Source organism: Polaromonas aquatica (genome assembly GCF_050626995.1).
GTDB lineage: Bacteria > Pseudomonadota > Gammaproteobacteria > Burkholderiales > Burkholderiaceae_C > Polaromonas > Polaromonas aquatica_A.
The window spans coordinates 576,113-599,095 of the sequence record NZ_CP192467.1 but is presented as its reverse complement, the minus strand read 5'-3'; the positions used below and the strand labels follow the sequence as shown (position 1 = coordinate 599,095).

Below are 22,983 nucleotides of genomic sequence, written 5' to 3'. Positions count from 1 at the left end.
TGCCGCCGCAGTCCTATTTGGACAAATACTGCTTGAGCACCGCCTGCAGCTGGGCGAAGTTAAAAGGCTTGGTGACATAGCCGCTGGCCCCCAGGCGCAGGGCTTCTTCGAGCCTTTCCGACTCCGCGCTGGCCGACAGGAACACAAAGGGTACCTCCCTGAGCGTGGGTTCCGCCTGAAGTGCGGCCAAGACTTCCATGCCGTTCATCAACGGCATCATCACGTCGCAAAAAATCAGGTCTGGTTGCTGCTCCCTGGCCGCTTGCAAGCCGGCATGGCCGTCTGCCGCCGCCAGGCCTTCATGGCCCTCCAGCCGGACAAAGCGCAGCAAGTTGTCCCGGATATGGGATTCATCTTCAATCACCAGGATGCGCGCCATTTTTCTTTCGCATTGAGGGCTCCGTGTTTCATCGTTGACGGAGCTAATTTCCCTGAACCACCCGGTTGGCTCTGCTACCGGGTTGGTGTCCATCTTATAGCCTTACCCCCGTTTCCCCAATCTGCCCGGTGCGCCGTTTGGTCGGCGGGGTTCCGCGACTCAAATCGTGACGGTAAAGCGTGTTCCCTTGCCCACGACGCTGGATACCTCTATGCGGCCACCGTGCAGGTCGACCGAATTTTTGACGATGGCCAGGCCCAGTCCCGTGCCCTGGATCTCACCGACGTTGCTGGCCCGGTGGAACCATTCGAACAGGTGGGGAAGCTCTTCGGCGGGAACCCCTATGCCCTGATCCGAGACTTCAAAGGCCACCCGTCCTTCCGAGGAAAAGACCCGAAACAGGACCTTTCCGCCCTGCGGAGAGTATTTGATGGCGTTGGACAGCAGGTTGCCGAAAATATGGCGCAGCAGCTTTTCGTCGAAGAGCCCGACCGCCGGGCTGGCCTCGAATTCCAGCGCCAGCTCGCAGCCTCCCTCTGAATGCTGGATTCGGGCATCCTCGAGCAGATCCTGGCACAGCGTTTGCAGGTTGACCTCGGCCGGCTGGAACTCCAGCATCTGCGCCTCCACCTTACCCAGCAGCAGCACGCGATCCAGCATCTGGGTCATGCGCTGCACGCCGGTTTCTATGGTGGTGATGACCTCGGCCTTTTCGGGTTCGGGCAGGCGGTCGCCGTAGTGCTTGAGCAGCTCGGCGGACGACAGGATAAAGGCCAGCGGCGTGCGAAATTCATGCGAAGCCACCGAGATGAAGCGCGACTTCATGTCATTGAGCTCGGTCTGCCGCTGCAGGGTCTGGCGCTGCGTCAGCTCGGCCTGCAGGCGGGCCGTGGCGTCCACCACGAAAATCAGAGTCGCCTCACGCTTGCCCCATTCGATCTGCACCGCGGAGAGTTCCAGCGAGCGCACCTCGCCGGCCTGGGTGATCACGCGAAAGCCATACATCGAGTCGACCTCATCACCACGCAGGCGGCGTTCGTGGCGGTCTTGCATCACTGGCAGGTCGTCGGGGTGAACAGTCGCCGTGTAGGGCCGAGACAGCAGGTATTCCCGCGGATGGCCCACGATGCGCTCCAGGCTGGGGTTGGCGAACACCATGCGGCCGTCCTGCACCACCACCACGCCGACACCGACGTTTTCGATCACCGTGCGGTAGCGCTCTTCCGACTTGCGCAGTTCGTCCAGCGCCTGGTAGCGCTCAATGGCGCTGCTGACATGGTTGGCGACAAACGACAGGATGTCGGCGTCCGTGTCGCTGTAGGCCACGCCTGGTTCATAGCCCTGGACTGCCAGCACACCGCCTATCGTGCCGCGTATGTGCATGGGAACGCCCAGCCAGGAACTGAAGGTCATGTCGCCGCTGCCTTCCGTCACATCACCTGCGGCTTCCAGTTTTTTCAGGCGCGTGGCGTCAATAATTTGTGGTTTGCCGGTGCTCAGCACAACCTCGGTCAACCCCCTGCGGTAGGGCACATTGCTCAGTTGCAGCGCATCGCCGTCGCGTTCGTCCACGTAATACGGAAAGTCCTTGCGGTGCTTCTGTGCGTCGTAGAGGCACACATAACAGTTCTTCGCATACAGTAACTCGCCCAGCAGCCCGTGAACCGACTGCAGGAAATCATAGAAGGAAAGGTCCGCAGCCGCCCTTTCGGCAATGCGGTAGAACACGCGCTGCAGCGTTTCGGCTTTTTTCTGTTCCCGTGCTTCGGCCTGCAGTTCGCGGGTGCGTTGCTCCAGCCACAGGTTGGCGGACGTTTCCTGCTTCTGCTTTTCAACCTGCAAATTCCGGTAGTCGGCTTCCAACGCCTGGTATTGCTGTTGCAGCTGCTTCAGGTGGAGGTGCAGGTCGGCGTCGGACGGCATGGCGCGGCTTTCGTGCTCCGTAGAAGGTGGCCGCCGTGATGGCTGCGCCTGGGTTTCATTATGCGGCTTTGGTGGGAACGTCCCCGCGCCTGTGTCGTGGCGTTTTCCCTGTGGCCGGAATCATTTTTTGGCCTTTGGGGATGCTCAGGTGCCGCTCGGGGGATTCGGGGGGGCTGAAACTCCCCGTGAAAAACCCACCTACAAAACCACGGCGGTTTTACAGCGCCGATATTCAACCCTTTGCTTTTGTGCCCAGCCAGTGCGTAGCCAGCTGAACCCAGTAAGTACCACCCAGCGGAATGAGGTCGTCGTTGAAGTCGTAGCTTGGGTTGTGCAACGTGCAGGGCCCCTCGCCATGGCCCATCTCACGGTGAGCGCCATCGCCGTTCGAGATGAAGCAGTAGGCACCAGGCTTTGCCTGCAACATGTAGGCGAAGTCTTCAGCGCCCATGGTGGGTTCCTGCGCCAGAACATTGTCTGCGCCCACTATGTCCTTCATGATCTGGCGCGCAAAATCGGCTTCGGCGGCGCTGTTGACGGTAGGGGGATAGTTGCGGTTGAACTCGAATTCGCAGCGCGCTTCGAAGGCGGTGCAGGTGTGTTCGGCGACTTCCTTCATGCGCCTTTCGATCAGGTCCAGCACTTCGAGGCTGAAGGTACGCACCGTGCCCTGCAGTTTGCAGAAGTCGGGCACGACGTTGGTGGCCTCGCCGGCGTGGATCATGGTCACCGAGATAACGCCCGCGTCCACAGGCTTTTTGTTGCGGCTGATGATGTTCTGGAAGCCCTGCACCATCAGGCAAGCCACCGGCACAGGGTCTATGCCGTTGTGCGGCATCGCGGCGTGGCTTCCCTTGCCGCGTATGGTGATCCTGAATTCGTTGCTTGACGCCATCACCGGCCCCGCGCTGACGGCAAAAGTTCCCACCGGCGCGCCTGGCCAGTTATGCATGCCAAAGACGGCTTCCATGTGGAATTTTTCGAAGAGGCCGTCTTTGATCATCTCGCGCGCGCCGCCACCGCCTTCTTCGGCCGGCTGGAAGATCAGGTAGACCGTGCCGTCGAAGTTCCGGTTTTGTGCCAGATGATGCGCCGCTGCCAGCAACATGGCGGTGTGGCCGTCGTGGCCGCAGGCGTGCATCTTGCCCGCATGTTTGCTGGCGTGGGAAAACCTGTTGAACTCCTGCATCGGAAGCGCGTCCATGTCGGCGCGAAGGCCCACGCCACGGCCACAGGCGCCACCGTCACGGCCGTGCACAATGCCCACCACACCGGTGGTGCCCATGCCACGGTGAATGGTGATCCCCCATGCTTCCAGTTTTTTGGCTACCACGTCGGCGGTGCGGACTTCCTGGAAACACAGTTCAGGGTGGGCATGAATGTCACGGCGTACAGCCGCTATTTCGGCGGTCTCCGCCAGGATGGAGTCAATGATTTTCACGGCTATTTCCCCTAAAAGTGCATGTTAACCAGGCTCGCCCGAATTTGCAGAGAGCCCTAAATCCGTCCCTCTTCAACCGCATGGCAGGCCACTCGAATGCCATCCAGATTCAGGAACTCCGGCTTTTCACTCTGGCAACGCGCATTGGCGTGCGGACAACGTGGGTGGAAGGTACAGCCGCCGGGCGGATTCAGTGGATTGGGCACTTCCCCGGAAACCGGGGTGCGGGCGCGGCCGGTGTCGTGCATCTTGGGGATGGCATCCAGCAGCATGCGCGTGTAGGGGTGGCGCGGCGTATCAAACAGGGTGTGCTTGTCGGCCAATTCGACCAGGCGACCCAGGTACATTACGCCCACCTGGTCGCTGACATGGCGTACCACCGCGAGGTTGTGCGAGATGAAGAGGTAGGTCAGGCCCCGCGTGCGCTGCAGGTCCTTCATGATGTTCAACACCTGCGCCTGCACGCTCACGTCGAGCGCTGAGGTGGGTTCGTCGCAGACCAGAAATTCGGGTTCTGTGGCCAGCGCGCGTGCGATGGAAATGCGCTGGCGCTGCCCGCCCGAGAACTGATGCGGGTACTTGGGCATGTCCAGTGGCGACAGGCCAACCGACTTGAGCAGCTCGCCCACGCGCGCCTTGAGTGCGACGCCGCCCTCCAGGATGCCGTGCTCGCGCAGCGGCTCGGCGATGATGTCTTCAATCGTCCAGCGCGGGTTCAGGCTGGCGTACGGATCCTGGAAGATCATCTGGATACGGCTGCGCAGCTGCCGGCCGGCCGTTGTCTTGAACACTGCATGCGCGTCCTGGCCGTCAAAATGCAGGCCGCCGCGCGTGGGTTCATACAGGCCCACCAGCAGTCGCGCCACGGTGCTCTTGCCGCAGCCTGACTCACCGACCAGTGCCAGCGTCTTGCCCTTCTCAATCTCGAAGCTGACACCGTCGACGGCCTTGAGCAGCAGCCGGGGCTTGCGTTCCAGCACACGGTTAAGCCAGGGCGGGGACACATCGAAGGTCTTGGCCAGGTCGTGAGCCTGGACCAATGGCGCCCCGACACGCGTCGCTTCGCGAACTTCGCTGCCCATCGCGCTATCGCCAGGTGCTAATTTCTCCGGGAGCGGCCCGGCGGAAAATTCTCCCGTGCTAACTTGGGACGTACTCAAAATATCACTCATGCCGCCACCCCCGCATGCGCGTCATGCAGCCAGCAGGCGGCCCGCGTGCCACCGGCCGGCATCAGGTCGGGTCGCTCCTGGCGGCAGCGGTCGAAGGCTCTGGGGCAACGCGGATTGAAGGCGCAGCCCTGGGGAATGGCGTTCAGGCGCGGCATGGCGCCATCGATCTGGTAGAGGCGCTCGCGCTCCACCGCGATGTCGGGAATCGCGGCCATCAGCCCCGCGGTATAGGGGTGCGACGGATGATTGATCACCTGATGCACCGGGCCGATCTCGGCGATGCGTCCCGCGTACATCACGGCCACGCGGTCACAGGTTTCGGCGATCACGCCCATGTCGTGGGTGATCAGCATGACGGCGGCGCCGCGGTCCCGGCAGATGTTTTTGAGCAATGTGATGATCTGGGCCTGGATCGACACGTCCAGCGCGGTGGTCGGTTCGTCGGCCACGATCAGTTTGGGCTCAGCCGCGAGCGCCAGGGCAATCACCACGCGCTGGCGCATGCCGCCCGAGAACTGATGCGGGTAGTGGTCTATGCGCTGCGCAGCTGCGGGGATGCCGGTGTCATCCAGAAGTTCGATGGCACGCAGGCGGGCCTCTTGCGCCGTCACCGGCAGGTGGGCCTGGATGGTTTCCACCAGTTGCCGGCCTATGGTGTAAAGCGGGTTCAGAGAGGTCAGCGGATCCTGGAAGATCGCGCCGATCTTGCGCCCCCGGATGTGCCGCATGCGCTCGTGGGGCAGGTTGTCAACGCGTTCGCCCTCGAGCAGGATTTGACCACCCGTTATCCGGCCAGGGGGCTCCAGCAGGCCGATGATGGAAGCGCCTGTGAGCGATTTCCCCGCGCCGGATTCGCCCACGACGCCCAGGATTTCACCGGGCCCAATGTCGAACGAAATGTCATCCAGCGCGCGCAGTGTGCCGCGCCGGCCGGGAAACTCAACGATCAGGTTCTTGATTTGCAGAAGACTCATGATCACCGCAGCCTTGGATTGAGGGCATCACGCAGCCAGTCACCCAGAAGGTTGACGCTGAGCGCAATCAGCACCAGCATCAGGCCCGGGAATACGGTGATCCACCACTCGCCCGAGAACAGGTAGTCGTTGCCGACGCGGATCAGCGTACCCAGCGAAGGTGAGGTGGGTGGTGCGCCCACACCGAGGAAAGACAAGGTGGCCTCGGTGATGATGGCGGTCGCTACCTGGATGGTTGCCAGCACCAGCACCGGCCCCATCACATTGGGCAGCACATGACGCCGCATGATGCGCAAGGGCGCCACGCCCGTGACGCGGGCTGCCTGCACATATTCCTTGCTGCGCTCCACCATGGTGGAACCACGCACCGTGCGCGCATATTGCACCCAGCCCGATTGCCCCATGGAGATCGACAAGATCAGCACACCCATGGCGAGCAGCTGGCTGGCATCCGGAAATACCGCACGGCCCACGCCAGCGATCAGCAACGCGACCAGGATGGGGGGGAAAGACGACATCACATCGCAAACGCGCATAAGGGCCGCGTCAATCCAACCGCCGCGAAAACCCGCCAGCAGGCCCAGTGACACGCCTACCAGCGTGGAGAGGATGACGGACGCCGCACCCACCACCAGAGAAATTCGCGCGCCATACATTAGCGCCGACAAAATGTCGCGCCCCTGGTCGTCGGTGCCAAGCAGGTATTTGGAGGTGCCATCTGCGCTCCAGGCCGGCGGCAGGCGCGCGTCACTGAGCTCCAGCGTGCTCAGGTTGAACGGATCATGCGGAGCTACCCAACCCGCGAATACCGAACAGAAAATGCAGACCAGCGCAATAGCCGCCGCAGCCATCGCCACCGGAGAGTGGCGAAAGCTGTAGCCGACATCACTGTCCAGCCAGCGCGCAAGAGTTGTCTTCATCAAAAAAATCGGTCCGTATATTCTGTGACGAGCGAAGCGAGGTCTGTGCCAGAACAGCGCGGAACTGGCTTTGCCGGGCCGCAGCTGTTGTCCCCTGTAGGGGAGAGGCCGTTACGCTGAAGCGAAAAGGCAGCAGGGGGTACCTATTTCTTCACGGTCATCCACTTGAAGAACATGAAGTTGTCGGCTAGCTGAACCAGCTCCACTTTTTTGTTCATACCCCAAGCTAGCGATTGCTGGTGCAGCGGTATATGCCCAACGTCGGCCCCGTGGATGTCGAACGCTTCTTTGATCATGGCATTGCGCTTGGCTTTGTCGGTTTCGGACTGGATTTTTTTGGTCAGGTCGTCAACCTTCGGGTTGCAGTAGGCGCCCAGGTTGAACTGGCCGGCGCCTTTGTCGTCGACGCAGGCGACCAGCGCATTCAGCGCGTTGTGGGTGTCATAGGTGCCCGGTGTCCAGCCCAGCATGTAAAAGCTGGTGTCGCGGCGCAGGATCTTGGGGAAATAAGTGCCCTTGGTTTCAGCCTGCAGGTTGATCTTGACGTTGATGCGCGAGAGATTGGCCGCCACGGTCTGGCAAATCCGGCTGTCGTTCACGTAGCGGTCGTTTGGGCAGTTCATTGATACTTCGAAGCCGCTTGCGTAACCGGCATCCGCCATGAGTTTTTTGGCGGCTTCGGGGTCGTAGGGCAGGCGCTTGTTCTGGTCGGCCTGAAAGCCGTTGATGCCGGGGCCGATCAGCAGCGCTGTCGGGTTGGAGCCGCCGCGCATCACGGTTTTCTTGATGCCCTCGATGTCGATGGCCTGGTAGAAGGCCTGGCGCACGCGCTTGTCCTTGAACGGGTTTTTACCCTTTACGCTCGAATAAAGCAGCTCGTCGCGCTTTTGGTCCATGCCCAGGAAAATGGTGCGCAGTTCAGGCCCTGCCAGGACGCGGGTGGCCGCGTTGCTGTTGACGCGGTCGATATCCTGTACCGGCACCGGTTCCATGACGTCAACCTCGCCGGAGAGCAATGCCGCCACGCGCGTTGCGTCGTTGCCGATAGGCGTGTAGATCACCTCCTGAACGTTGCCTTCAATCTTGCCCCAGTAGGTGCCGTTGCGGACAAAGGTGGTACGCACATTGGGCTGGCGTTCGCGCACGCGGTAGGGACCGGTTCCGTTGGCGCGGAAGGACGCAGCGTTTTCGATGCCTTTTCGGCGGTCAACCGGTCTGGTCGCCTGGTTGGTTTCACACCATTTCTTGCTCATGATGTAAACCAGTGACAGCACTTCGGGCAGGATGGGGAAGGGCGTCTTGGTCTCGATTTCCACGGTGTGGTCGTTGATCTTGCGCACTTCCTTGAGGTCGTTGGTGTAGCTCTTCATGTCGGAGCCTTCAGCCTGCGTGCGGTTGATGCTGAACACCACGTCATCGGCGGTGAACGGAGTGCCGTCATGAAATTGCACGCCCTTGCGCAGCTCGAAACGCCACACGGTGGGCGAGGTCTGCTTCCATGCGGTCGCCAGGCCAGGCGCCAGGCTCAGATCCTTGTTGCGGATGACCAGGCCCTCATAGGCATTGCCCGTCACGCTGAGTTGCAACGATTCATTGAGCGAATGCGGGTCCATCGACAGCGAATCGCCCTGGTTGGCGACCCGCAGGGTCTGCGCCGAGGCGGAAAAACCTGTAGCCGCGAGGGCGCACAGCACAGCGGCTGAAAGCAGATTGGACTTGAATTTCATCAGGAACTCCTTGTGAAAGGGATGAGGGCTTGCGGGGGGTAAAGGAACAAAGAGGGTGCGACTTGCGCTATCAGTGGCCGCTGGCAGTGCTGACACGGAGCCGCGGATCTACCGCGAAATACAGCAGATCGACGATCAGGTTGATGACTACAAAAATCAGCGCAATCAGGCACAGGTAAGCGGCCATGACGGGAATGTCCGCAAAGGTCACCGCCTGGATAAACAGCAAGCCCATACCAGGCCACTGGAACACGGTTTCGGTGATGATGGCGAAAGCAATCAGCCCGCCCAGCTGCAGGCCGGTAATCGTCATCACCGGCACCAGTGTGTTGCGCAAGGCATGGCCGAAGTGGATGGCCCGGTCGGACAAGCCGCGGGCCCGCGCAAACTTGATGTAATCGGTGCGCAGCACCTCCAGCATTTCGGCGCGTACCAGCCGCATGATCAGCGTGAGCTGAAAGACGGCCAGCGTCACAGCCGGTAGCACAATGTGGTGCCAGCCCTTGGCCGTGAGCAGGCCTGTGGTCCACCAGCCGATCTGGACTGTCTCGCCACGCCCAAAACTCGGGAACCAGCCCAGGCCGACGGAGAACACCAGGATGAGCAGGATGCCGATCAGGAAGGTGGGCAGTGACACGCCCAGCAGGGACACGGTCATGAACACATGGCTCAGGAAGGAGCCTCGGCGCAGCGCTGAATACACGCCCATCGGGATGCCGATCAGCAGGGCCATGAAAGCTGCTACCAGCGCCAGCTCCAGCGTCGCGGGGAAACGTTCGGAAATCAGCCGCGACACCTTGGCACCCTGGCGCAGGCTCAGGCCGAACTCACCCTGCGCGGCGTTGACCAGGAAGTGCCAGAACTGGACAACAAAAGGACGGTCCAGGCCGAGGTCGGTGCGCAGCTGGCTGATCTGCGCCGGTGTGGCGTCCTGCCCCAGAAGGAACACCACCGGGTCGCCGACATACTGAAAGAGCATGAAGGCAATCAAGGCGACCACGACCATCACGATCACGGCCTGTATCAGGCGGCGCAGAATAAAAGCGGGCATCGGCCAAAGGAAAAAGTGTCGGACGATACTAGCAGAGCAACAGTCGTGCCGACACAGGGGTTTACTTTAGGGTTAAAGAAATTCGCAATCTGCAGCAACCTGACGTAACCCGCCCCAAATTGGCGCTTGCGTCATTCTTTGGGCCGCACAGGGCCTTCATTCAGTGCGGTGCCGCGAGGGGCTTCAAGCCGTCAAAGCCTCTGTAGTTTTTTGCGCACCAGGTGGATGTTGCTGCGCAGCGCATACAGCTCGTCGGTGTAAGAAAGCGGCACTGTGATTTTCTCGGCCCGGCTTTCCAGGCTGTTGAGCTCCTCCAGCAGGGCGGCATTGCCGCTGCCATCCCCGGAGCTGTCCACGCGGTTTTCAATGTCACGCAACCGGCCGTACCAGCGAAAAATGCGTGATCGGACGCGAAAGGCATACAGCGGCGGGATGATGCGCGACAGTGGCAGCATGATGGCGATGATGATGCCCATCGCCAGCCACATGCGTTCGATCAGGTTGGCGACCCAGAAAGGCAGATAGCGTTGCAGCACCGGGGTGCCGTTCTTGATGGCGCGTTCGGCTTCCTTGGCGATCGGCAGTTCGCTGTTGTCGCGGTTGGGGTATTCGCGGGCGCTCTTGAACCAGCCGGCCCCACCGTGGATGTCGTTGCCGGCCTGGGCCAGCAGCTGCTGCAGGGCGGGATGGGTGCCGGTGCGCGCAATGAGCGACGTGGTGGGCGCTACCAGCTGCACATCGTCAGGGGGAATGTTGGCCGCCAGGTCCACCACGCCGCGCGGCAGGCGAGTGGGAGTCAGGAAGGCAAAGCGCCGGGAGTAGGCCTCGCTCTGGGCGAAGTCCATCAGCTTCACGCCGGGCGTTTGCAGCAGCATCTGCACCATGAGCGATTCCGGCGCCGACGCAAACACAATCGCGTCCAGCTCGCCGCCCAGAAAAGCCACCGTGGCCGGGGTTTGCTCCAGCCGGGATATCTTCAGCGCGGCGGGGTCAATGCGGTTGCTTTCAAGCAGTTTGCCCATCAGGCTCGGAACACCGCTGCCCGGCGTGCCGAAGTTGACGCGCAGGCCTTGCAGCTGCGTGAGCGCCGTGAGCGTGGCGTCCTCCGCCGGCCCCGGCCTGTTGGCTGCGCGGGCGCCGGGCGTTTTCGCCGCCTGTGCCGCCGCTACTTTGCGCGCCGAGTCTTCGCGGTAAAACAGCCACAGCGGCTCCACAAAAAGGCTGCCCAGGGAGGCCAGGTCTTCTTCATCCTGGCCGGTGTAGTCGCTGGTGCCGCCCTGCACAAAGCCCACGTCGACCTTGCCTTCACGCAGCAACTGCAGGTTGGCGGCCGAGCCCTCGGAAGGCTGGAGGACCACCTCAATGCCTTCGCTCGCCAATGCCTTGGCGTAGCGCTTGCCGAATTCCTCGTAAGCGCTTTGCGCCGGGCCTGTGGCCAGCGTCACGCGCTTGGGCGGATTCGGGTCCAGCCACCAATAGGCGAGCGCGAGCAAGGCAACAGCCAGCAGGATAAAAGGCCCGGCGGAGACCCACAGATCGCGTAGCGACAGCAAGGTGTAGCGTATGGTTTTTGGCATGCGCTGAACCATAGCACGCGACGGGATCAGCCGGTCCCGGAGAAGCTTTTCTATTGGTAAAAAATGCTTCTAGCCCAAGAAGTATCAGTGCGGGTTGCTATAAAAATAATAGCGAATTTTTCACGACGCCCCAGTCAAAACGCCTGAAAAAAAGGCTGCACAAAGGCAAACCAGCCGCCAACGGCATACACCGCCAGGCTGGCCAGGTAGATCCGGGCCGACGCCTTGCGGGTGCGCAGGCAGGCGTCGCGCAGGGCGGGGTCTACCGGACAGGGGGCAAAGCGGTTTCGCCACTGCGCCACGCCGCTGGCCACCAGCATCAGGCCGGCGAAGGCGAAGACTTCAGCCTTGTATTCGCTCACCCACACGATTCCAGGCACAGCCGACACCAGGCTGGACAGGGCCGCGCCGGCGCCAACCGCCACCAGCAGGGCGGGCAGCGCGCAGCAGATCAGGGTCCCGGAGCTGGCAAACAGCGCCAGCCAGGGGGACAGCGCCGGCCAGGTACCCGGGCGTTCGCCGCCTTTGGGCAGATCGCTCATTTGGCGGCTTTCATGCCCGCCTTGATCTCGGCGACCGATTGCTGCACGGTCTCCAGCTTGACCACGTCATAGCCCGCATCGGTGATTTCGGCTGTGATGGTTTTGCTGTCCAGCGCCTGGCCCTCCTTGGCCTCGACCGCCACGACTTTTTTCTTCAGGTCGACAAACACCGCTTTGGTGGCGGGCAGCTTGGACAGGCGTTTTTCGATACCCTGCGCGCAAAAGGCGCAGACCATGCCGTTGACAGTGGCCTTGATGCTTTCGGCTGCCCATGCAGAGGAAAAAATGCCTGTAGCCAAGGTGATACCTGTGCAGGATGCTATGAATTTGATAGTAATTGATTTCATGATGAAGTCCTTGAATGGCAGTAACAGATGAATTTTCAGAAGATGTACATGAAGTTGAAGCGGCCTTGCTTCATGTTGTTGATGCCGAACTCGACGAAATAGCGGTTGTGGATGAGGCGCAGCATGGGCGTGATCTCGGTTTTCTCCGACAGCCCGCGCATGCGCCGTGCTTCGACAATCAGCCACGGTTGGGTTTCGTCGTAGTCGGTTTCATAAAACGAAAAGCCGGCGCGCACCGAGGCAAAGTCGTGCCTGATGCCCGGCGCGCGGTACAGCCTGACCGAGCCCGAAACATACACACGCGTGGTTTCATAGTCGGCCGAAACGCCCGGCGCCAGCATGGTTTTGCTGCCGCCAAAGTCATTGCCGCGCAAATTGCCGGCGCCGCCCACAAACCAGAAGTTGGCCTGCGAATGCTCACCATTGACGCGGTGCAGCAGCCGGGTGTAGGTCAGCTCCGCGAACTCTCGCGTCAGCTTTTTGTCGTCTGAGCGCATATACAGCCCGCCGGCGCCCAGCGCGTCGCGCGGCGTCAGCGCATGGTTGACCCAGGCTTCGCGCCAGTTGGGGCTGAAGTCACCCATGGCCATGGTGCTGTCCTTGAAACCCATGGGGCCGGCATGCGCCAGCGCCGCCGCGGTCGCCAAGGCGGGCGCCAGCATCCAACGCAGGCGGTGCTTCATTTCGCCACCTGAATGCGTGTGACGACCAGTTCATCGTCCTCGGTGGCGACAGAGAAAGTGACCTTGTCGCCGGCCTTCAGGTTTTCCAGCATGGCCGCGTCCTTCACCTTGAAGGGCATGGTCATCGCTTGCATCTTGATGCTTTTGATGGGGGCATGCTTGAGCGTGACCTTGCCGCGGCCTGCGTCTACTTTCACTACTTGTGCCCTGACGACTTCGGCCTCGCCGGCCGCCGGGCTTGCCGCATACGTGGGGGCGGCCAGGGCCAGCAGGGCGGCCGCGAAAACGGCGGCGCCGCGCCGTGCACATAAAAATTTCCTCATTTCGATCTCCGGAAGCGGGCGGCGCAAAGGGCCGCCCCGATTCAAAGCGCCTGCCGCGAGGCAGCAGGCGAACCTTGGGCATGGAGATCAGGAAATGGGCGGTTTGAAGCCTGAAGCGCGGTCGGCGCTGCTGAAATTGCTGCCACCGGCCAGTGGCTCGGCATGCGGCGCGAAGGCGGCATGCGACGGACCTTCCCAGGTGAAAGAGGCGAGCGCCAGGCACAGCTGGCAGGTGTTGCAGCCCTCGCAGTGAGAGCCGTCCGCCGCGGGAGTTTCTGTGCTGCCGGCCAGTTCCGCCGGGCTGCTTGCCTGTGCATGCATGGGGCAGTCTTCGGGCATGGCCGACGCCTCAGCGCCGGGTTCGGCGGCAGGCGCGGCTTGCTGGGCCTGCATCACCTGCTGCGCGGCCATGTCTACTGCCATGGCATGGCCTACCCAGCCGCGCACTGGCAGCAGGGCGATCATGAGAGCCAGGAGCAGAACGCGCATCAGTGAATGATAAGCCGAGGCACGGAAAGTTCCGTGTCTGCCTGCCGGAAGGCACAAAACCGTGCCATCGGCCCATTTTCTGCGGCGGCCGTTTATTTCCGGGGCCCTATCGTCAGCACCGTGAAGGCGCCGTTGCGCTTGTCCGCGGTGAAACGGACCCGGTCGCCGGCTTTGACCCTCTCCAGCGAAGCCGGGTCCTTGCCTGGAACAGGGCCGCCATGGGCATTCCGGCGATTGAGGACGGGCAGTCTGCCGCTCGCCCTGGGGCGTCAGGTTGTCTGGAGCTGCTGCCGGGCCTTGTCGATCCAGAGTTGCAGGCTGTCCAGTAACTCTTTCTGGCTGAACGAGCAGCTTTCTTCGGTAAAAAGCGCGGCAGACTCCAGGCGGTTGACCAGCTGCGACAGCACTTCACTGAAGCGGGCGGGCAAAGCGGCTGCAAGACTTTGCTGCTGCGCGGCGAGCTGCGCAAAGTCGCTCACACGGATACCGTCATCGCGCAGTTGCTGCACTGCGTTTTGCAGTGCATCCAGCTGATGCAGAGGTGTCATGGCTTGCCCGTCGAACTTGAGGACGCACTCAAACGGCGGCGGACGCTTGCACCCGCGCCGGCATACGGTCGAACACCAGCGTCAGCATGGCCAGCAACCCAAAAGGCACACCGACCCAGCCCAGCTGCGCAAAACCGACCTGGTCCAGCAGCGCACCGCTGACGACAGCGCCCAGCGCCGTGCCCACATACAGCATGGAGCCATTGAGGCTGAGCAGCAGCGGCGCCTGCGCGGGAGACAAAGTGGCCAGCCGGCTTTGCTGCGGCGCCATCAGCCCGAAGCCGGCAATGCCCCACAGCACCAGAACGGCCATGGTGGCCGGGACGTACCCGCGTGTCAGCGGCAGCAGGCACATCATCGCCACCAGCACGCTCAGTTGCACACGCATGCTGCGCAGTGCACCAAAGCGGTCGGTGGCCCAGCCGCCCATCAGCGTACCTGCCACGCCTGCCAGCCCGAAGACGGCCAGCGTGGCGGAGAGCTGCGTTGAACTCATGGGGTTCAGTGCCTGCAATACCGGGCCGACATAGGCAAATACACTGAAGATCGCAATGAAATACAGCAGCGTGCGGCCCCACACGCGCAGCACGGCGGGCTGGCGCGCGGCGGCGCGGAAACCGGCAAAGCTGGTGCCCGCGCTGGCCATGTCGGCCGGAATCAGCCAGCTCGCCGCGACCAGTGCCGCCAGGCTTGCCCCCGCCGAAAGCCACACCGGCACGCGCCAGCCAAACTCAAAACCGAGCCAGGCGCCTATCGGAAGGCCCACGGCATAACTGATGCTCATGCCCAGGAAGGTGATGGACAGCGCCCGGCCGCGCAAGGCGGGCACCACCATGCTGACCGCCAGCGCAGATGCGGCGGCAGTGAACATGGCGCCCGCACCCATCAGGACACGGCCCAGCAGCAGCAAGGGGAAGTTCGGCGCGACGGCGCACACCAGGCAGCCCGCGGTAAACAGGCCGAGTGCCAGCTGGACAGCGCGCTTGCGCGGCCATCTGGCGGTGAGGATGATGAGCAGGGGGGCCAGCACCGCGGTGGCAATGGCATACGCTGTCATGGCCTGGCCGGCAGCCGCCACGCTGATGCCCAGTGAGGCGCTCATGGGCTGCAGGATGCCGCCGAGCACAAAGGCCCCGCTGCCGATCACCAGGTTGCACAAGGCGAAAAAATAGAGGATGGGCGGCATGGCGGTCATGGGCAGCAGGGATTCGATGGAAGGTCAGGAAGCACGGCCAGGCTTGCCGTGGAGCTGTGGGCGTAAAAAATCGGCCTCGGCCCAACAAGATCCGGCGCAAGCAGCTATCAAATTGAGAGCAAAAGAAAGAACTCACCGTCATTGTGCGGGAAGTCACCCAACCCTGCAGGGGCAGGGGCAAGGTTGCCTGTCGCGGCTCGTCGGGTTTTTGGAGCCCAAGGCCCGGTCACAGGCGGGGTTGATGCGTTTTGTGCCACCTCCAGGTCGACTGGCTGCGGCATGCTGCCGGCTGCGCGCCGGATCCCACGATTGGTGCCCGCGAACAGGCCGGGCCTACTGGATCATGCCGAGGAACTGTTTGAGTTCGGCGGTCTGCGGGTTGGAAAACACGTCGTCCGGCGGCCCGATCTCATGCACCCGGCCCTGGTGCATGAAGACCACGCGGTCACATACCTTGCGGGCGAAATTCATCTCGTGCGTCACCATCAGCAACGTCATGCCTTCGGCAGCCAGGCTTTCCACCACCTGCAATACCTCGCCCACCAGCTCCGGGTCCAGCGCCGAGGTGATCTCGTCGCACAACAGCACCGAAGGCTGCATGGCCAGCGCGCGCGCGATCGCCACGCGCTGCTGCTGCCCGCCCGAAAGCTGGTCGGGCCAGGCCTCGAACTTTTCGGCCAGGCCCACGCGCTGCAGCAAAGCCCGCGCGTGCTCTTCAGCGGGTGCCCCTGCGGTTTTCTTGACCAGCGTGGGCGCCAGCATGATGTTCTTGCCGACAGTCAGGTGTGGAAAGAGGTTGAAGCTTTGGAAGATCATGCCGACGTGCTGGCGCAACTCGCGCATGACCTGGGGGTTGTCATGCAGCAGATGCTTGCCGTCCACGCGCAGCGTTCCGCTTTGAAAAACTTCCAGGCCGTTGATGCAGCGCAGAAGGGTGCTCTTGCCCGAGCCGCTTTTGCCGATGATCGCGATCACCTCGCCGGCCTTGACCTCCAGGTCAATGCCCTTCAATACCTCGTTGCTGCCGAAGCTCTTGCGTAGCTGGTTGATCTCAACGAGAGTCCGGTCAGGTACCTTGGTTGCCGGGTTGGCGGGGAATTGTGCGACGTTAGCGTCCATTGCGGGCTTTCCTCTCAAGCTTTCGGGCATACAGGGAGACGGGGAAACACAACGCGAAGTACATCAGCGCGACGCAGCTGTACACCACAAAGGGTTTGAAGGTGGCATTGGTGATCATGGTGCCGGCCTTGGTGAGCTCGATAAAACCGATCACCGAGGCCAGAGCCGTTCCCTTGATGACCTGGACCAGAAAGCCCACGGTAGGCGGCACGGCGATGCGCACGGCCTGTGGCAGCACGATGTACTTCAGTTGCTCGCCGAAATTGAGCGCCAGGCTTTGCGCGGCTTCCCACTGGCCCTTCGGGATAGCATCGACGCAGCCGCGCCAGATCTCGGCCAGGTAAGCGCTGGTGTAAAGCGTCAGCGCCACCGCCGCCGCCACCCATGCCGGAACATTGATGCCGAAGAGTGCCAGGCCGAAGTAGGCGAGGAAGAGTTGCATCAGCAGCGGCGTGCCCTGGAACAGCAGCACATAGGTGTCCAGCGCGCGGCGCATGATGAGCGCGGCCTTTTGCCCGCCCGGCACCGCGCGCGTGGCCGACAAACGCCCCACCAGCAGCAGCATGCCGACGAGGCCGCCACCTATGAAGGCGACGAGCGAAAGACCAATGGTCCAGCGCGCTGCGAGCAGCAGGTTGCGGAAGATGTCCCAGACAGTAAATTCAATCATGGTGTGACTGCCCTGGGTTATCGGCCGAAGAGGAAGCGAGGGCCCATCCAGTTCAGCAGTTTTCTCACTGCAACGGAGAGCACCAGATAAATCAGCGTGGCGATGATGAACGCCTCAAACGCCCGGAAGTTGCGGCCCTGGATCAGGTTGGCGGCATAAGACAACTCCTGCGTCGAGATCTGCCCGCAGACCGCCGAGCCCAGCATCACGATGATGATCTGGCTCACCATGGCGGGCCATACCTTCTTGAGTGCCGGCGGCAACACTACGCGGGTATAAATTTGTACGCGATTGAGTGCCAGGCTTTCAGCCGCCTCTATCTGGCCGCGCGGCGTGGCTTCGACCCCGGCGCGGATGATTTCGGTGGCGTAGGCCGACAGGTTGATCACCATGGCCAGTACCGAGGCGGTTTCGGGCGAGAGCTTGAAGCCGGCGGCGGGCAGGCCGAAGAAGATGAAAAACAGTTGCACGATGAAGGGTGTGTTGCGGATCAGCTCCACATACGTGCCCACCACCCAGCGCAGCCACGTCGGCCCGCTGGCCCGCGCCCAGGCAAAGGCCATGCCCAGAAGCATGCCGACGACCGATGAGATCGCCGTCAGGCCCAGCGTCCAGGCGACGCCAATGGCCAGTAGCGGCCACTGCGACAGCACGGCCATGAAATCAAGCTCGACGCGCATCTGATTCACTTCCTGTTGAGTGGGACTGCCTGCAGGCCAGCGGCCGCAGCGGAACCGGCTTAGCCGGGCCGCAAGCGGCGCCCCCTGCAAGGGGGGAGGCGGCTACGCGAAGCGAACCGCAACGGGGGTCTGCAACAATTTTTCAGGGAAGATCGCCGGCAGGACGACCCAGCCACTTCATCGCGATCTTGTCCAGGTCGCCGTTCTTCTTCGCTTCGGCAATCACTTCGTTGACCTTCAGGCGGAGCTTGTCTTCGCCTTTGCCGACCCCGATGAAGTTGGGTGAGTCTTTCAGCAGCAGCTTGTACTCGGTGTTCAGCTGGGGGTTCTTGGCCATCATGTTGCCGGCCACGGAAGCGCCGGTGGCAATCAGCTGAACCTGGCCTGCGGTGTAGGCCGACACGGTGGTGTTGTTGTCTTCAAAGCGCTTGATGTCCAGGCCGGCCGGCGCGACTTTGGTCAGTTCCTGGTCTTCCAGGGCGGCCCGTGTCACGCTGATGGTTTTGCCGGTAAGGTCGGAGAACGATTTGATGCTCAGGCTCTTGGGGCCGAAAACGGCCTGGAAGAAGGGAGAGTAAGCGGCGGTGAAGTCGATGACTTTTTCGCGATCGGGGTTTTTGCCCAGCGTGGAAATGACCAGGTCGGCTTTCTTGGTTTGCAGGTAGGCAATGCGATTGGCGCTGGTCACGGGCACCAGCTCAACCTTCACGCCCATTTTTTGCGCGATGTATCCGGCCATTTCCACGTCCAGGCCCTGGGGCTTCAGGTCGGTGCCGACCATGCCGTAAGGCGGGAAATCAGTCGGGATGGCGATCTTGATTTCTTTCGCCTTCATGATGTCGTCGAGCGCGGTTTGCGCATGGACGCCGGAGGCGGCCAGCACAGCGGCTGCGGCAAGGGCAAGGGATAAAACGCGTTTACTGGAATTCATAGCAGGGCTCCAAGGTAGGTTGAGGATTCTTCTGATGGTTTGGCCGTGGCACGGCCGGGCTTGCGAACACGGGAGGGCGTGGAGGGCCCCGATTTGCTGTTGGGTGCCTGCGCATCCAGCGGGCTGAGCGCGCTGCGCAAATGCGACAACGGGTCGCCCGCGCTGGTTTGCAGCTTGAGCGCGGCCTGCACGCTGCCGATATGGACCTGCATGAGTTTTTCGGCCTTTGCAAGGTCGCCTTTTTCCAGCGCGTGCACGATCTGCACATGTTCTTCGCAGGATTGCGCCGCGTCATGCGACGACTGGTAAAGCATGGCGATCAGGGTCGTGCGCGCGGTGAAGTCGCGCAGGGTGTCGGCCAGCAGGCTGTTGCCCAGGCATTCGGCCAGGCACACGTGAAAATCGCCCAGCAAAAAACTGCGCAGGCCCACGTCGTCGCCTTTCACCGCGGCTTTCTCGCGCGTGAGATGGCTTTTGAGCTGCTTGATGGCCGCCTTGCTGACATCGCCGGTGCAGCGGATCAGGCCCATTTCGATCACACGGCGCGCCTCAAAGGCCTCGCGTGCTTCTTCTTGCGATGGCTCAATGACATACCAGCCACGCCGGCTGCTCACGGTGACGATGCCGCGCACTGCCAGGCGGGTGAGGGCCTCGCGCACGATGGTACGGCTGCAGTCAAACAGCATCGCCAGCTGCTGCTCGCCCAGGCGCGCGCCCGGTGCGAGCTTTTGCGCCATCACGGCTTCAATGATGCGGTTGCTGATGTCTGCTGCGGTGGCCATGCGCCAGACAGTGCATATCCCGTGCCAGCCGCCAAACTGGTTCAATCAACTGGTATACAAGTTGTGTGCACCTGTCTGGCGTGCCGGACTGCTCAAAACCGCTGGGTTTTGGGGCTGTCTGCACCAGAAAGGGGAATGGCGTGGGGACCCGGGCTACCGCGGGTCCCTGCGGCCAAGGTTTGGCCTTCAAGACAGTTGGGCGCGGGATGCTTTCACGGCTGGAGTTCAGCGCGGCATTTCGGAAACCGGAAACTGCGCGAAATCGTCGCTGTCCATGAAGGCCGGACCGGCACCCTGCGTCCCCATGCGGTGTGGGTGTCCGGCTGGTCATGCCGCTTTGTCTTTGTGGAGCGCCGGTCGCTCAGGTGACAATGTTGTATCGGGAGCTTCCCGGATGTGGGTCGCGTGATCTCGGGGTAGGCTGTGCCGGCGTTTGCACTTGCCTCGCGCTTCCTGGAGTTTTTCTTGTCCTCTGTTTCCCCTGCCACCCCGACCCCGCACAATCTGCACCACCAGGTCTGGCCCAAGCGCCTGCCGCACAGCATTACGCCGCCAGCCACTTCGCTGTGGCACAACCTGGCGGTCAGTGCGCTGCGCTTTCCGGACAAGCCCGCGCTGGTCTTTTTCAACCGCGTACTCAGTTATGCCGAAGTGATGCGGCAGGCTGAGCGCCTGGCCGCCGCGCTGCACGGCATGGGCGTGCGCAAGGGCGACCGAGTGGTGCTCAACATGCAGAATTGCCCGCAGTGGGTGATCGCGCACTTTGCAATCTTACGGGCCAATGCCGTGGTGGTGCCGGTCAATCCGATGAACCGGGCCGAGGAGCTCAAGCACTACATCACCGACCCGGATGCGAAAGTCGCCATCACCACGGCCGACCTCGCGTCCGAGCTGGCCAGGGCCAATGCGCAGCTGGAGCCCGCCGAGCGGCTCACGCACATGGTGGTCACGCATTACAGCGATGCTTTTGACATGGCTCCGCGGGGCAGCGGCGACGCGGCCATGCCCGAAGCCTGGCGCGAATGGCTGGGCACGCGCCATGCGCTGCCTGTGCTGGAGGGCGGCACGGTGATGAGCTGGGACGATGCAATGGAAGGTGGCGCTGCCGATGAGTTGCCTCCGCATAGCGCCGCGCCGCAAGACCTGGCCGTGCTTCCTTACACCAGTGGCACCACCGGCCTTCCCAAGGGTTGCATGCACACACATGCCAGCATCATGCACAACGCGGTGGCCAGTTGCCTGTGGGGCGGCAGCACGTTTGAGAACGTGACGCTGTCCGTGGTACCGATGTTCCACATCACTGGCATGGTCTCCGTGATGCACGCGGCGATCTACGGCAGCGCAGCGCTGGTCATCATGCCGCGCTGGGACCGCGAGCTGGCGGGGCAGCTCATCTCGCGCTGGCGTGTGACGCACTGGACGAATATTCCGACCATGGTGATAGACCTGCTGGCCAGCCCCAACTTTGCGGCATTTGACCTGAGCAGCCTGGTGTACATCGGCGGCGGTGGCGCGGCCATGCCGCAGGCCGTGGCCCAGCGTCTGTGGGAGCAATACGGGCTGCGCTTTGCCGAAGGCTACGGCCTCACGGAAACCGCAGCACCCTCGCACAGCAACCCTTATGACGCCACCAGGCAGCAATGCCTGGGTGTGCCCTTCATGAGTTGTGATTCGCGCATCATCGACCCCATCACATTGAAGGAAGTGCCCCAGGGCGAACAGGGCGAAATCATCATGAGTGGGCCGCAGGTGTTCCAGGGCTACTGGAAGCGGCCGGACGCGACGGCGGATGCTTTTATTGAAATCGACGGAAAGCGCTTCTTCCGTTCAGGCGACCTGGGGCGTATGGACGAGCAGGGCTATTTCTTCATCACCGACCGGCTCAAACGCATGATCAACGCCTCGGGCTTCAAGGTGTGGCCGGCCGAAGTCGAAGCCCTGATGTTCAGGCACCCGGCCATTCAGGAGGCCTGCATTATCGCCACCAAAGACGCCTATCGCGGTGAGACCGTCAAGGCTGTGGTGGTGCTGCGTGCCGCCGCCAAAGGCCAGACGACGGAGCAGGACATCATCGACTGGTGCAAGGACAACATGGCGGCGTACAAGTACCCGCGGGTTGTGCAGTTTGTCGATGCCTTGCCCAAGAGCGGCTCGGGCAAGGTCATGTGGCGTGCGCTGCAGGAAGCGGAGCAGGGCAAGGCATGAAGTGAAGGCTTCTGGCACGATGAGGGCTCTGAGCGCTTGCGCTATCGGGAGACAAAATTGAAAATCACATCGGTCAGGCCTTTCATCCTGCATGTGCCCGTCACGGGCTCGCAGATTGCCGACAGCACGCACACCATTTCGCACTGGGGCGTGGTCGGCGCGCAAATCGATACCGACACCGGCCTCACCGGCTACGGCTTTACCGGCACCCACGCCCACCTGCCCAGCGACCAGCTGATCACACGCTGCATTGAAACCTGCCATGCGCCGCTGCTGCTGGGCGAAGATGCGGCGGACATCCAGCGCCTGTGGCTCAAGCTGGCGCGCAACCCGGCCCTTCAATGGGTAGGACGCGCCGGCATTACCACCTTGTCGCACGCGGCCATCGACATCGCGCTGTGGGATTTGAAAGCCAAGGCCGCTGGCGTGCCGCTGTGGAAGCTGCTGGGCGGCCAGGTGCGCGAGAAAGTGCGCGCCTACAACACCGACATCGGCTGGCTCAGCATTCCGGATGATCAACTGGTGGCCGGCGCGAAGCGCGCGGTCGATGAAGGCTTTACCGGCATCAAGGTCAAGATTGGCTCCGGCGTCGACCGCGACCTCAAGCGCCTGGAGACCGTGCGCCGCGCTATCGGCCCCGCCGTCACCCTGGCGACCGATGGCAACGGCAAATGGGACTTGCCCACCTGCCAGCGCTTTTGCCGCGCGGCGGAGGCTTTTGATCTTTACTGGATTGAAGAGCCGCTCTGGTACGACGATGTGAAAGGCCATGCGCAACTGGCGCGCGGCACCCGCATTCCTGTCGCGCTGGGCGAGCAGCTTTACACCCACGATGCGTTTGCTGAATTTTTTCACCAGGAAGCGATTCACTGGGTACAGCCCGACGTGACGCGCATGGGCGGCATCACGGAGGTACTGCGAGTCTGCGATACCGCGCATTCCTTCAGGCTGCCGGTGGCACCGCACGCGGGCGACATGAGCCAGGTGCATGTGCACCTCAACCACGCGCACCCGGCCTGCGCCGTGCTGGAATACATCCCCTGGATCAAGGACTGCTTCCTGGAGCCCGCGCGGGTGGTGGACGGCCATTTCAGCCTGCCGCAGCAGCCGGGCGCCAGCACCACGCCGACCGAAGCAGCGTGGGCGAAGTTTCGCCGGCCAACGTCCTGAATGCTCGACAACGTAAGGGACACTTTTCTCTAAAGAAAATGGCCTGCTGCCGGTACGATCCGGAGGTTGTCAGCTATCAAAAAGATAGCATTTTCATTGAATAGCCCTGCGGCGTCCCGTGCCGGTCATCGTGCT

At 62.3% G+C, this 22,983-nt stretch carries 24 protein-coding genes; 2 read left to right on the top strand and 22 right to left on the bottom strand.

Features of this window, described 5'->3' with window-relative positions; translation table 11 throughout:
* Positions 1 to 13 precede the first annotated feature (13 nt).
* From ACQ4MS_RS02980 to ACQ4MS_RS02875, 22 genes are all read right to left on the bottom strand, one after another.
* Positions 14 to 379 (bottom strand): response regulator, encoded by a 366-nt coding sequence (locus ACQ4MS_RS02980; protein WP_431097633.1) that lies wholly within the window; start codon positions 377 to 379, stop codon positions 14 to 16.
* Positions 380 to 538: 159 nt separating this feature from the next.
* A complete protein-coding gene (locus ACQ4MS_RS02975) occupies positions 539 to 2,302 on the bottom strand; it encodes an ATP-binding protein (RefSeq protein ID WP_431097631.1) in 1,764 nt (587 codons plus the stop codon).
* A 232-nt stretch (positions 2,303 to 2,534) separates the two neighbouring features.
* Positions 2,535 to 3,743, bottom strand: a complete 1,209-nt coding sequence (locus ACQ4MS_RS02970; protein WP_431097629.1) for a M20 aminoacylase family protein — start codon at positions 3,741 to 3,743, stop codon at positions 2,535 to 2,537.
* 56 nt (positions 3,744 to 3,799) lie between these two features.
* Complete coding sequence (locus tag ACQ4MS_RS02965) at positions 3,800 to 4,825, bottom strand: ABC transporter ATP-binding protein (RefSeq protein ID WP_431097627.1); 1,026 nt, start codon at positions 4,823 to 4,825, stop codon at positions 3,800 to 3,802.
* An 86-nt stretch (positions 4,826 to 4,911) separates the two neighbouring features.
* Complete coding sequence (locus ACQ4MS_RS02960) at positions 4,912 to 5,889, bottom strand: ABC transporter ATP-binding protein (protein WP_431097625.1); 978 nt, start codon at positions 5,887 to 5,889, stop codon at positions 4,912 to 4,914.
* Between the two features lie 2 nt (positions 5,890 to 5,891).
* The gene (locus tag ACQ4MS_RS02955) at positions 5,892 to 6,809 is read right to left on the bottom strand and encodes an ABC transporter permease (RefSeq protein WP_431097624.1); all 918 of its coding nucleotides are present in this window, start codon (positions 6,807 to 6,809) and stop codon (positions 5,892 to 5,894) included.
* A 143-nt stretch (positions 6,810 to 6,952) separates the two neighbouring features.
* Complete coding sequence (locus tag ACQ4MS_RS02950) at positions 6,953 to 8,536, bottom strand: ABC transporter substrate-binding protein (RefSeq protein ID WP_431097622.1); 1,584 nt, start codon at positions 8,534 to 8,536, stop codon at positions 6,953 to 6,955.
* Positions 8,537 to 8,606: 70 nt separating this feature from the next.
* Positions 8,607 to 9,587 (bottom strand): ABC transporter permease, encoded by a 981-nt coding sequence (locus tag ACQ4MS_RS02945; RefSeq protein ID WP_431097621.1) that lies wholly within the window; start codon positions 9,585 to 9,587, stop codon positions 8,607 to 8,609.
* Between the two features lie 191 nt (positions 9,588 to 9,778).
* Entirely contained in the window at positions 9,779 to 11,164 is a 1,386-nt protein-coding gene (locus tag ACQ4MS_RS02940; RefSeq protein ID WP_431097620.1) for a TAXI family TRAP transporter solute-binding subunit, read from the bottom strand.
* A gap of 134 nt (positions 11,165 to 11,298) precedes the next feature.
* On the bottom strand, positions 11,299 to 11,706 hold the full coding sequence (locus ACQ4MS_RS02935) for a hypothetical protein (RefSeq protein WP_431097618.1): 408 nt from the start codon (positions 11,704 to 11,706) through the stop codon (positions 11,299 to 11,301).
* Entirely contained in the window at positions 11,703 to 12,053 is a 351-nt protein-coding gene (locus ACQ4MS_RS02930) for a heavy-metal-associated domain-containing protein (protein WP_431097617.1), read from the bottom strand. The genes ACQ4MS_RS02935 and ACQ4MS_RS02930 overlap by 4 nt, the downstream gene beginning before the upstream one ends.
* A gap of 35 nt (positions 12,054 to 12,088) precedes the next feature.
* The gene (locus tag ACQ4MS_RS02925) at positions 12,089 to 12,736 is read right to left on the bottom strand and encodes a hypothetical protein (RefSeq protein ID WP_431097616.1); all 648 of its coding nucleotides are present in this window, start codon (positions 12,734 to 12,736) and stop codon (positions 12,089 to 12,091) included.
* Positions 12,733 to 13,059 carry a copper-binding protein gene (locus ACQ4MS_RS02920; RefSeq protein WP_431097615.1) on the bottom strand — a complete coding sequence of 109 codons (327 nt, stop codon included), beginning with the start codon at positions 13,057 to 13,059 and terminating at the stop codon, positions 12,733 to 12,735. Before ACQ4MS_RS02920 ends, ACQ4MS_RS02925 begins: the two co-directional genes overlap by 4 nt.
* Before the next feature lie 87 nt (positions 13,060 to 13,146).
* The gene (locus tag ACQ4MS_RS02915; RefSeq protein WP_431097614.1) at positions 13,147 to 13,548 is read right to left on the bottom strand and encodes a hypothetical protein; all 402 of its coding nucleotides are present in this window, start codon (positions 13,546 to 13,548) and stop codon (positions 13,147 to 13,149) included.
* 92 nt (positions 13,549 to 13,640) lie between these two features.
* Positions 13,641 to 13,796 (bottom strand): copper-binding protein, encoded by a 156-nt coding sequence (locus ACQ4MS_RS02910; protein WP_431099522.1) that lies wholly within the window; start codon positions 13,794 to 13,796, stop codon positions 13,641 to 13,643.
* 21 nt (positions 13,797 to 13,817) lie between these two features.
* Positions 13,818 to 14,096, bottom strand: coding sequence for a hypothetical protein (locus ACQ4MS_RS02905; RefSeq protein ID WP_431097613.1), 279 nt, complete (start codon positions 14,094 to 14,096; stop codon positions 13,818 to 13,820).
* Positions 14,097 to 14,124: 28 nt separating this feature from the next.
* Complete coding sequence (locus ACQ4MS_RS02900) at positions 14,125 to 15,291, bottom strand: MFS transporter (protein ID WP_431097612.1); 1,167 nt, start codon at positions 15,289 to 15,291, stop codon at positions 14,125 to 14,127.
* A gap of 333 nt (positions 15,292 to 15,624) precedes the next feature.
* Entirely contained in the window at positions 15,625 to 16,410 is a 786-nt protein-coding gene (locus tag ACQ4MS_RS02895) for an amino acid ABC transporter ATP-binding protein (RefSeq protein WP_431097610.1), read from the bottom strand.
* Positions 16,400 to 17,080 carry an amino acid ABC transporter permease gene (locus tag ACQ4MS_RS02890; protein WP_431097608.1) on the bottom strand — a complete coding sequence of 227 codons (681 nt, stop codon included), beginning with the start codon at positions 17,078 to 17,080 and terminating at the stop codon, positions 16,400 to 16,402. Before ACQ4MS_RS02890 ends, ACQ4MS_RS02895 begins: the two co-directional genes overlap by 11 nt.
* A 17-nt stretch (positions 17,081 to 17,097) precedes the next feature.
* A complete protein-coding gene (locus ACQ4MS_RS02885) occupies positions 17,098 to 17,760 on the bottom strand; it encodes an amino acid ABC transporter permease (RefSeq protein WP_431097607.1) in 663 nt (220 codons plus the stop codon).
* A 142-nt stretch (positions 17,761 to 17,902) separates the two neighbouring features.
* Entirely contained in the window at positions 17,903 to 18,691 is a 789-nt protein-coding gene (locus tag ACQ4MS_RS02880) for a transporter substrate-binding domain-containing protein (protein ID WP_431097605.1), read from the bottom strand.
* Positions 18,688 to 19,473: a GntR family transcriptional regulator gene (locus ACQ4MS_RS02875; protein ID WP_431097604.1), complete on the bottom strand. Its 786-nt coding sequence runs from the start codon at positions 19,471 to 19,473 to the stop codon at positions 18,688 to 18,690. Before ACQ4MS_RS02875 ends, ACQ4MS_RS02880 begins: the two co-directional genes overlap by 4 nt.
* 465 nt (positions 19,474 to 19,938) lie before the next feature.
* Here ACQ4MS_RS02875 and ACQ4MS_RS02870 point away from each other — a divergent pair, with 465 nt between their 5' ends.
* Both ACQ4MS_RS02870 and ACQ4MS_RS02865 read left to right on the top strand, forming a co-directional pair.
* Positions 19,939 to 21,678 (top strand): long-chain fatty acid--CoA ligase, encoded by a 1,740-nt coding sequence (locus tag ACQ4MS_RS02870; RefSeq protein WP_431097603.1) that lies wholly within the window; start codon positions 19,939 to 19,941, stop codon positions 21,676 to 21,678.
* Between the two features lie 57 nt (positions 21,679 to 21,735).
* Positions 21,736 to 22,848: a mandelate racemase/muconate lactonizing enzyme family protein gene (locus ACQ4MS_RS02865; protein WP_431097602.1), complete on the top strand. Its 1,113-nt coding sequence runs from the start codon at positions 21,736 to 21,738 to the stop codon at positions 22,846 to 22,848.
* Positions 22,849 to 22,983 lie beyond the last annotated feature (135 nt).

Bases quoted from the DNA above. Each gene is read 5' to 3' on its own strand.
- ACQ4MS_RS02980 (WP_431097633.1), bottom strand. From the start codon at position 379: ATGGCGCGCATCCTGGTGATTGAAGATGAATCCCATATCCGGGACAAC.
- ACQ4MS_RS02975 (WP_431097631.1), bottom strand. From the start codon at position 2,302: ATGCCGTCCGACGCCGACCTGCACCTCCACCTGAAGCAGCTGCAACAG.
- ACQ4MS_RS02965 (WP_431097627.1), bottom strand. From the start codon at position 4,825: ATGGGCAGCGAAGTTCGCGAAGCGACGCGTGTCGGGGCGCCATTGGTC.
- ACQ4MS_RS02960 (WP_431097625.1), bottom strand. From the start codon at position 5,889: ATGAGTCTTCTGCAAATCAAGAACCTGATCGTTGAGTTTCCCGGCCGG.
- ACQ4MS_RS02955 (WP_431097624.1), bottom strand. From the start codon at position 6,809: ATGAAGACAACTCTTGCGCGCTGGCTGGACAGTGATGTCGGCTACAGC.
- ACQ4MS_RS02950 (WP_431097622.1), bottom strand. From the start codon at position 8,536: ATGAAATTCAAGTCCAATCTGCTTTCAGCCGCTGTGCTGTGCGCCCTC.
- ACQ4MS_RS02945 (WP_431097621.1), bottom strand. From the start codon at position 9,587: ATGCCCGCTTTTATTCTGCGCCGCCTGATACAGGCCGTGATCGTGATG.
- ACQ4MS_RS02940 (WP_431097620.1), bottom strand. From the start codon at position 11,164: ATGCCAAAAACCATACGCTACACCTTGCTGTCGCTACGCGATCTGTGG.
- ACQ4MS_RS02935 (WP_431097618.1), bottom strand. From the start codon at position 11,706: ATGAGCGATCTGCCCAAAGGCGGCGAACGCCCGGGTACCTGGCCGGCG.
- ACQ4MS_RS02930 (WP_431097617.1), bottom strand. From the start codon at position 12,053: ATGAAATCAATTACTATCAAATTCATAGCATCCTGCACAGGTATCACC.
- ACQ4MS_RS02925 (WP_431097616.1), bottom strand. From the start codon at position 12,736: ATGAAGCACCGCCTGCGTTGGATGCTGGCGCCCGCCTTGGCGACCGCG.
- ACQ4MS_RS02920 (WP_431097615.1), bottom strand. From the start codon at position 13,059: ATGAGGAAATTTTTATGTGCACGGCGCGGCGCCGCCGTTTTCGCGGCC.
- ACQ4MS_RS02915 (WP_431097614.1), bottom strand. From the start codon at position 13,548: ATGCGCGTTCTGCTCCTGGCTCTCATGATCGCCCTGCTGCCAGTGCGC.
- ACQ4MS_RS02905 (WP_431097613.1), bottom strand. From the start codon at position 14,096: ATGACACCTCTGCATCAGCTGGATGCACTGCAAAACGCAGTGCAGCAA.
- ACQ4MS_RS02900 (WP_431097612.1), bottom strand. From the start codon at position 15,291: ATGACCGCCATGCCGCCCATCCTCTATTTTTTCGCCTTGTGCAACCTG.
- ACQ4MS_RS02895 (WP_431097610.1), bottom strand. From the start codon at position 16,410: ATGGACGCTAACGTCGCACAATTCCCCGCCAACCCGGCAACCAAGGTA.
- ACQ4MS_RS02890 (WP_431097608.1), bottom strand. From the start codon at position 17,080: ATGATTGAATTTACTGTCTGGGACATCTTCCGCAACCTGCTGCTCGCA.
- ACQ4MS_RS02885 (WP_431097607.1), bottom strand. From the start codon at position 17,760: ATGCGCGTCGAGCTTGATTTCATGGCCGTGCTGTCGCAGTGGCCGCTA.
- ACQ4MS_RS02880 (WP_431097605.1), bottom strand. From the start codon at position 18,691: ATGAATTCCAGTAAACGCGTTTTATCCCTTGCCCTTGCCGCAGCCGCT.
- ACQ4MS_RS02875 (WP_431097604.1), bottom strand. From the start codon at position 19,473: ATGGCCACCGCAGCAGACATCAGCAACCGCATCATTGAAGCCGTGATG.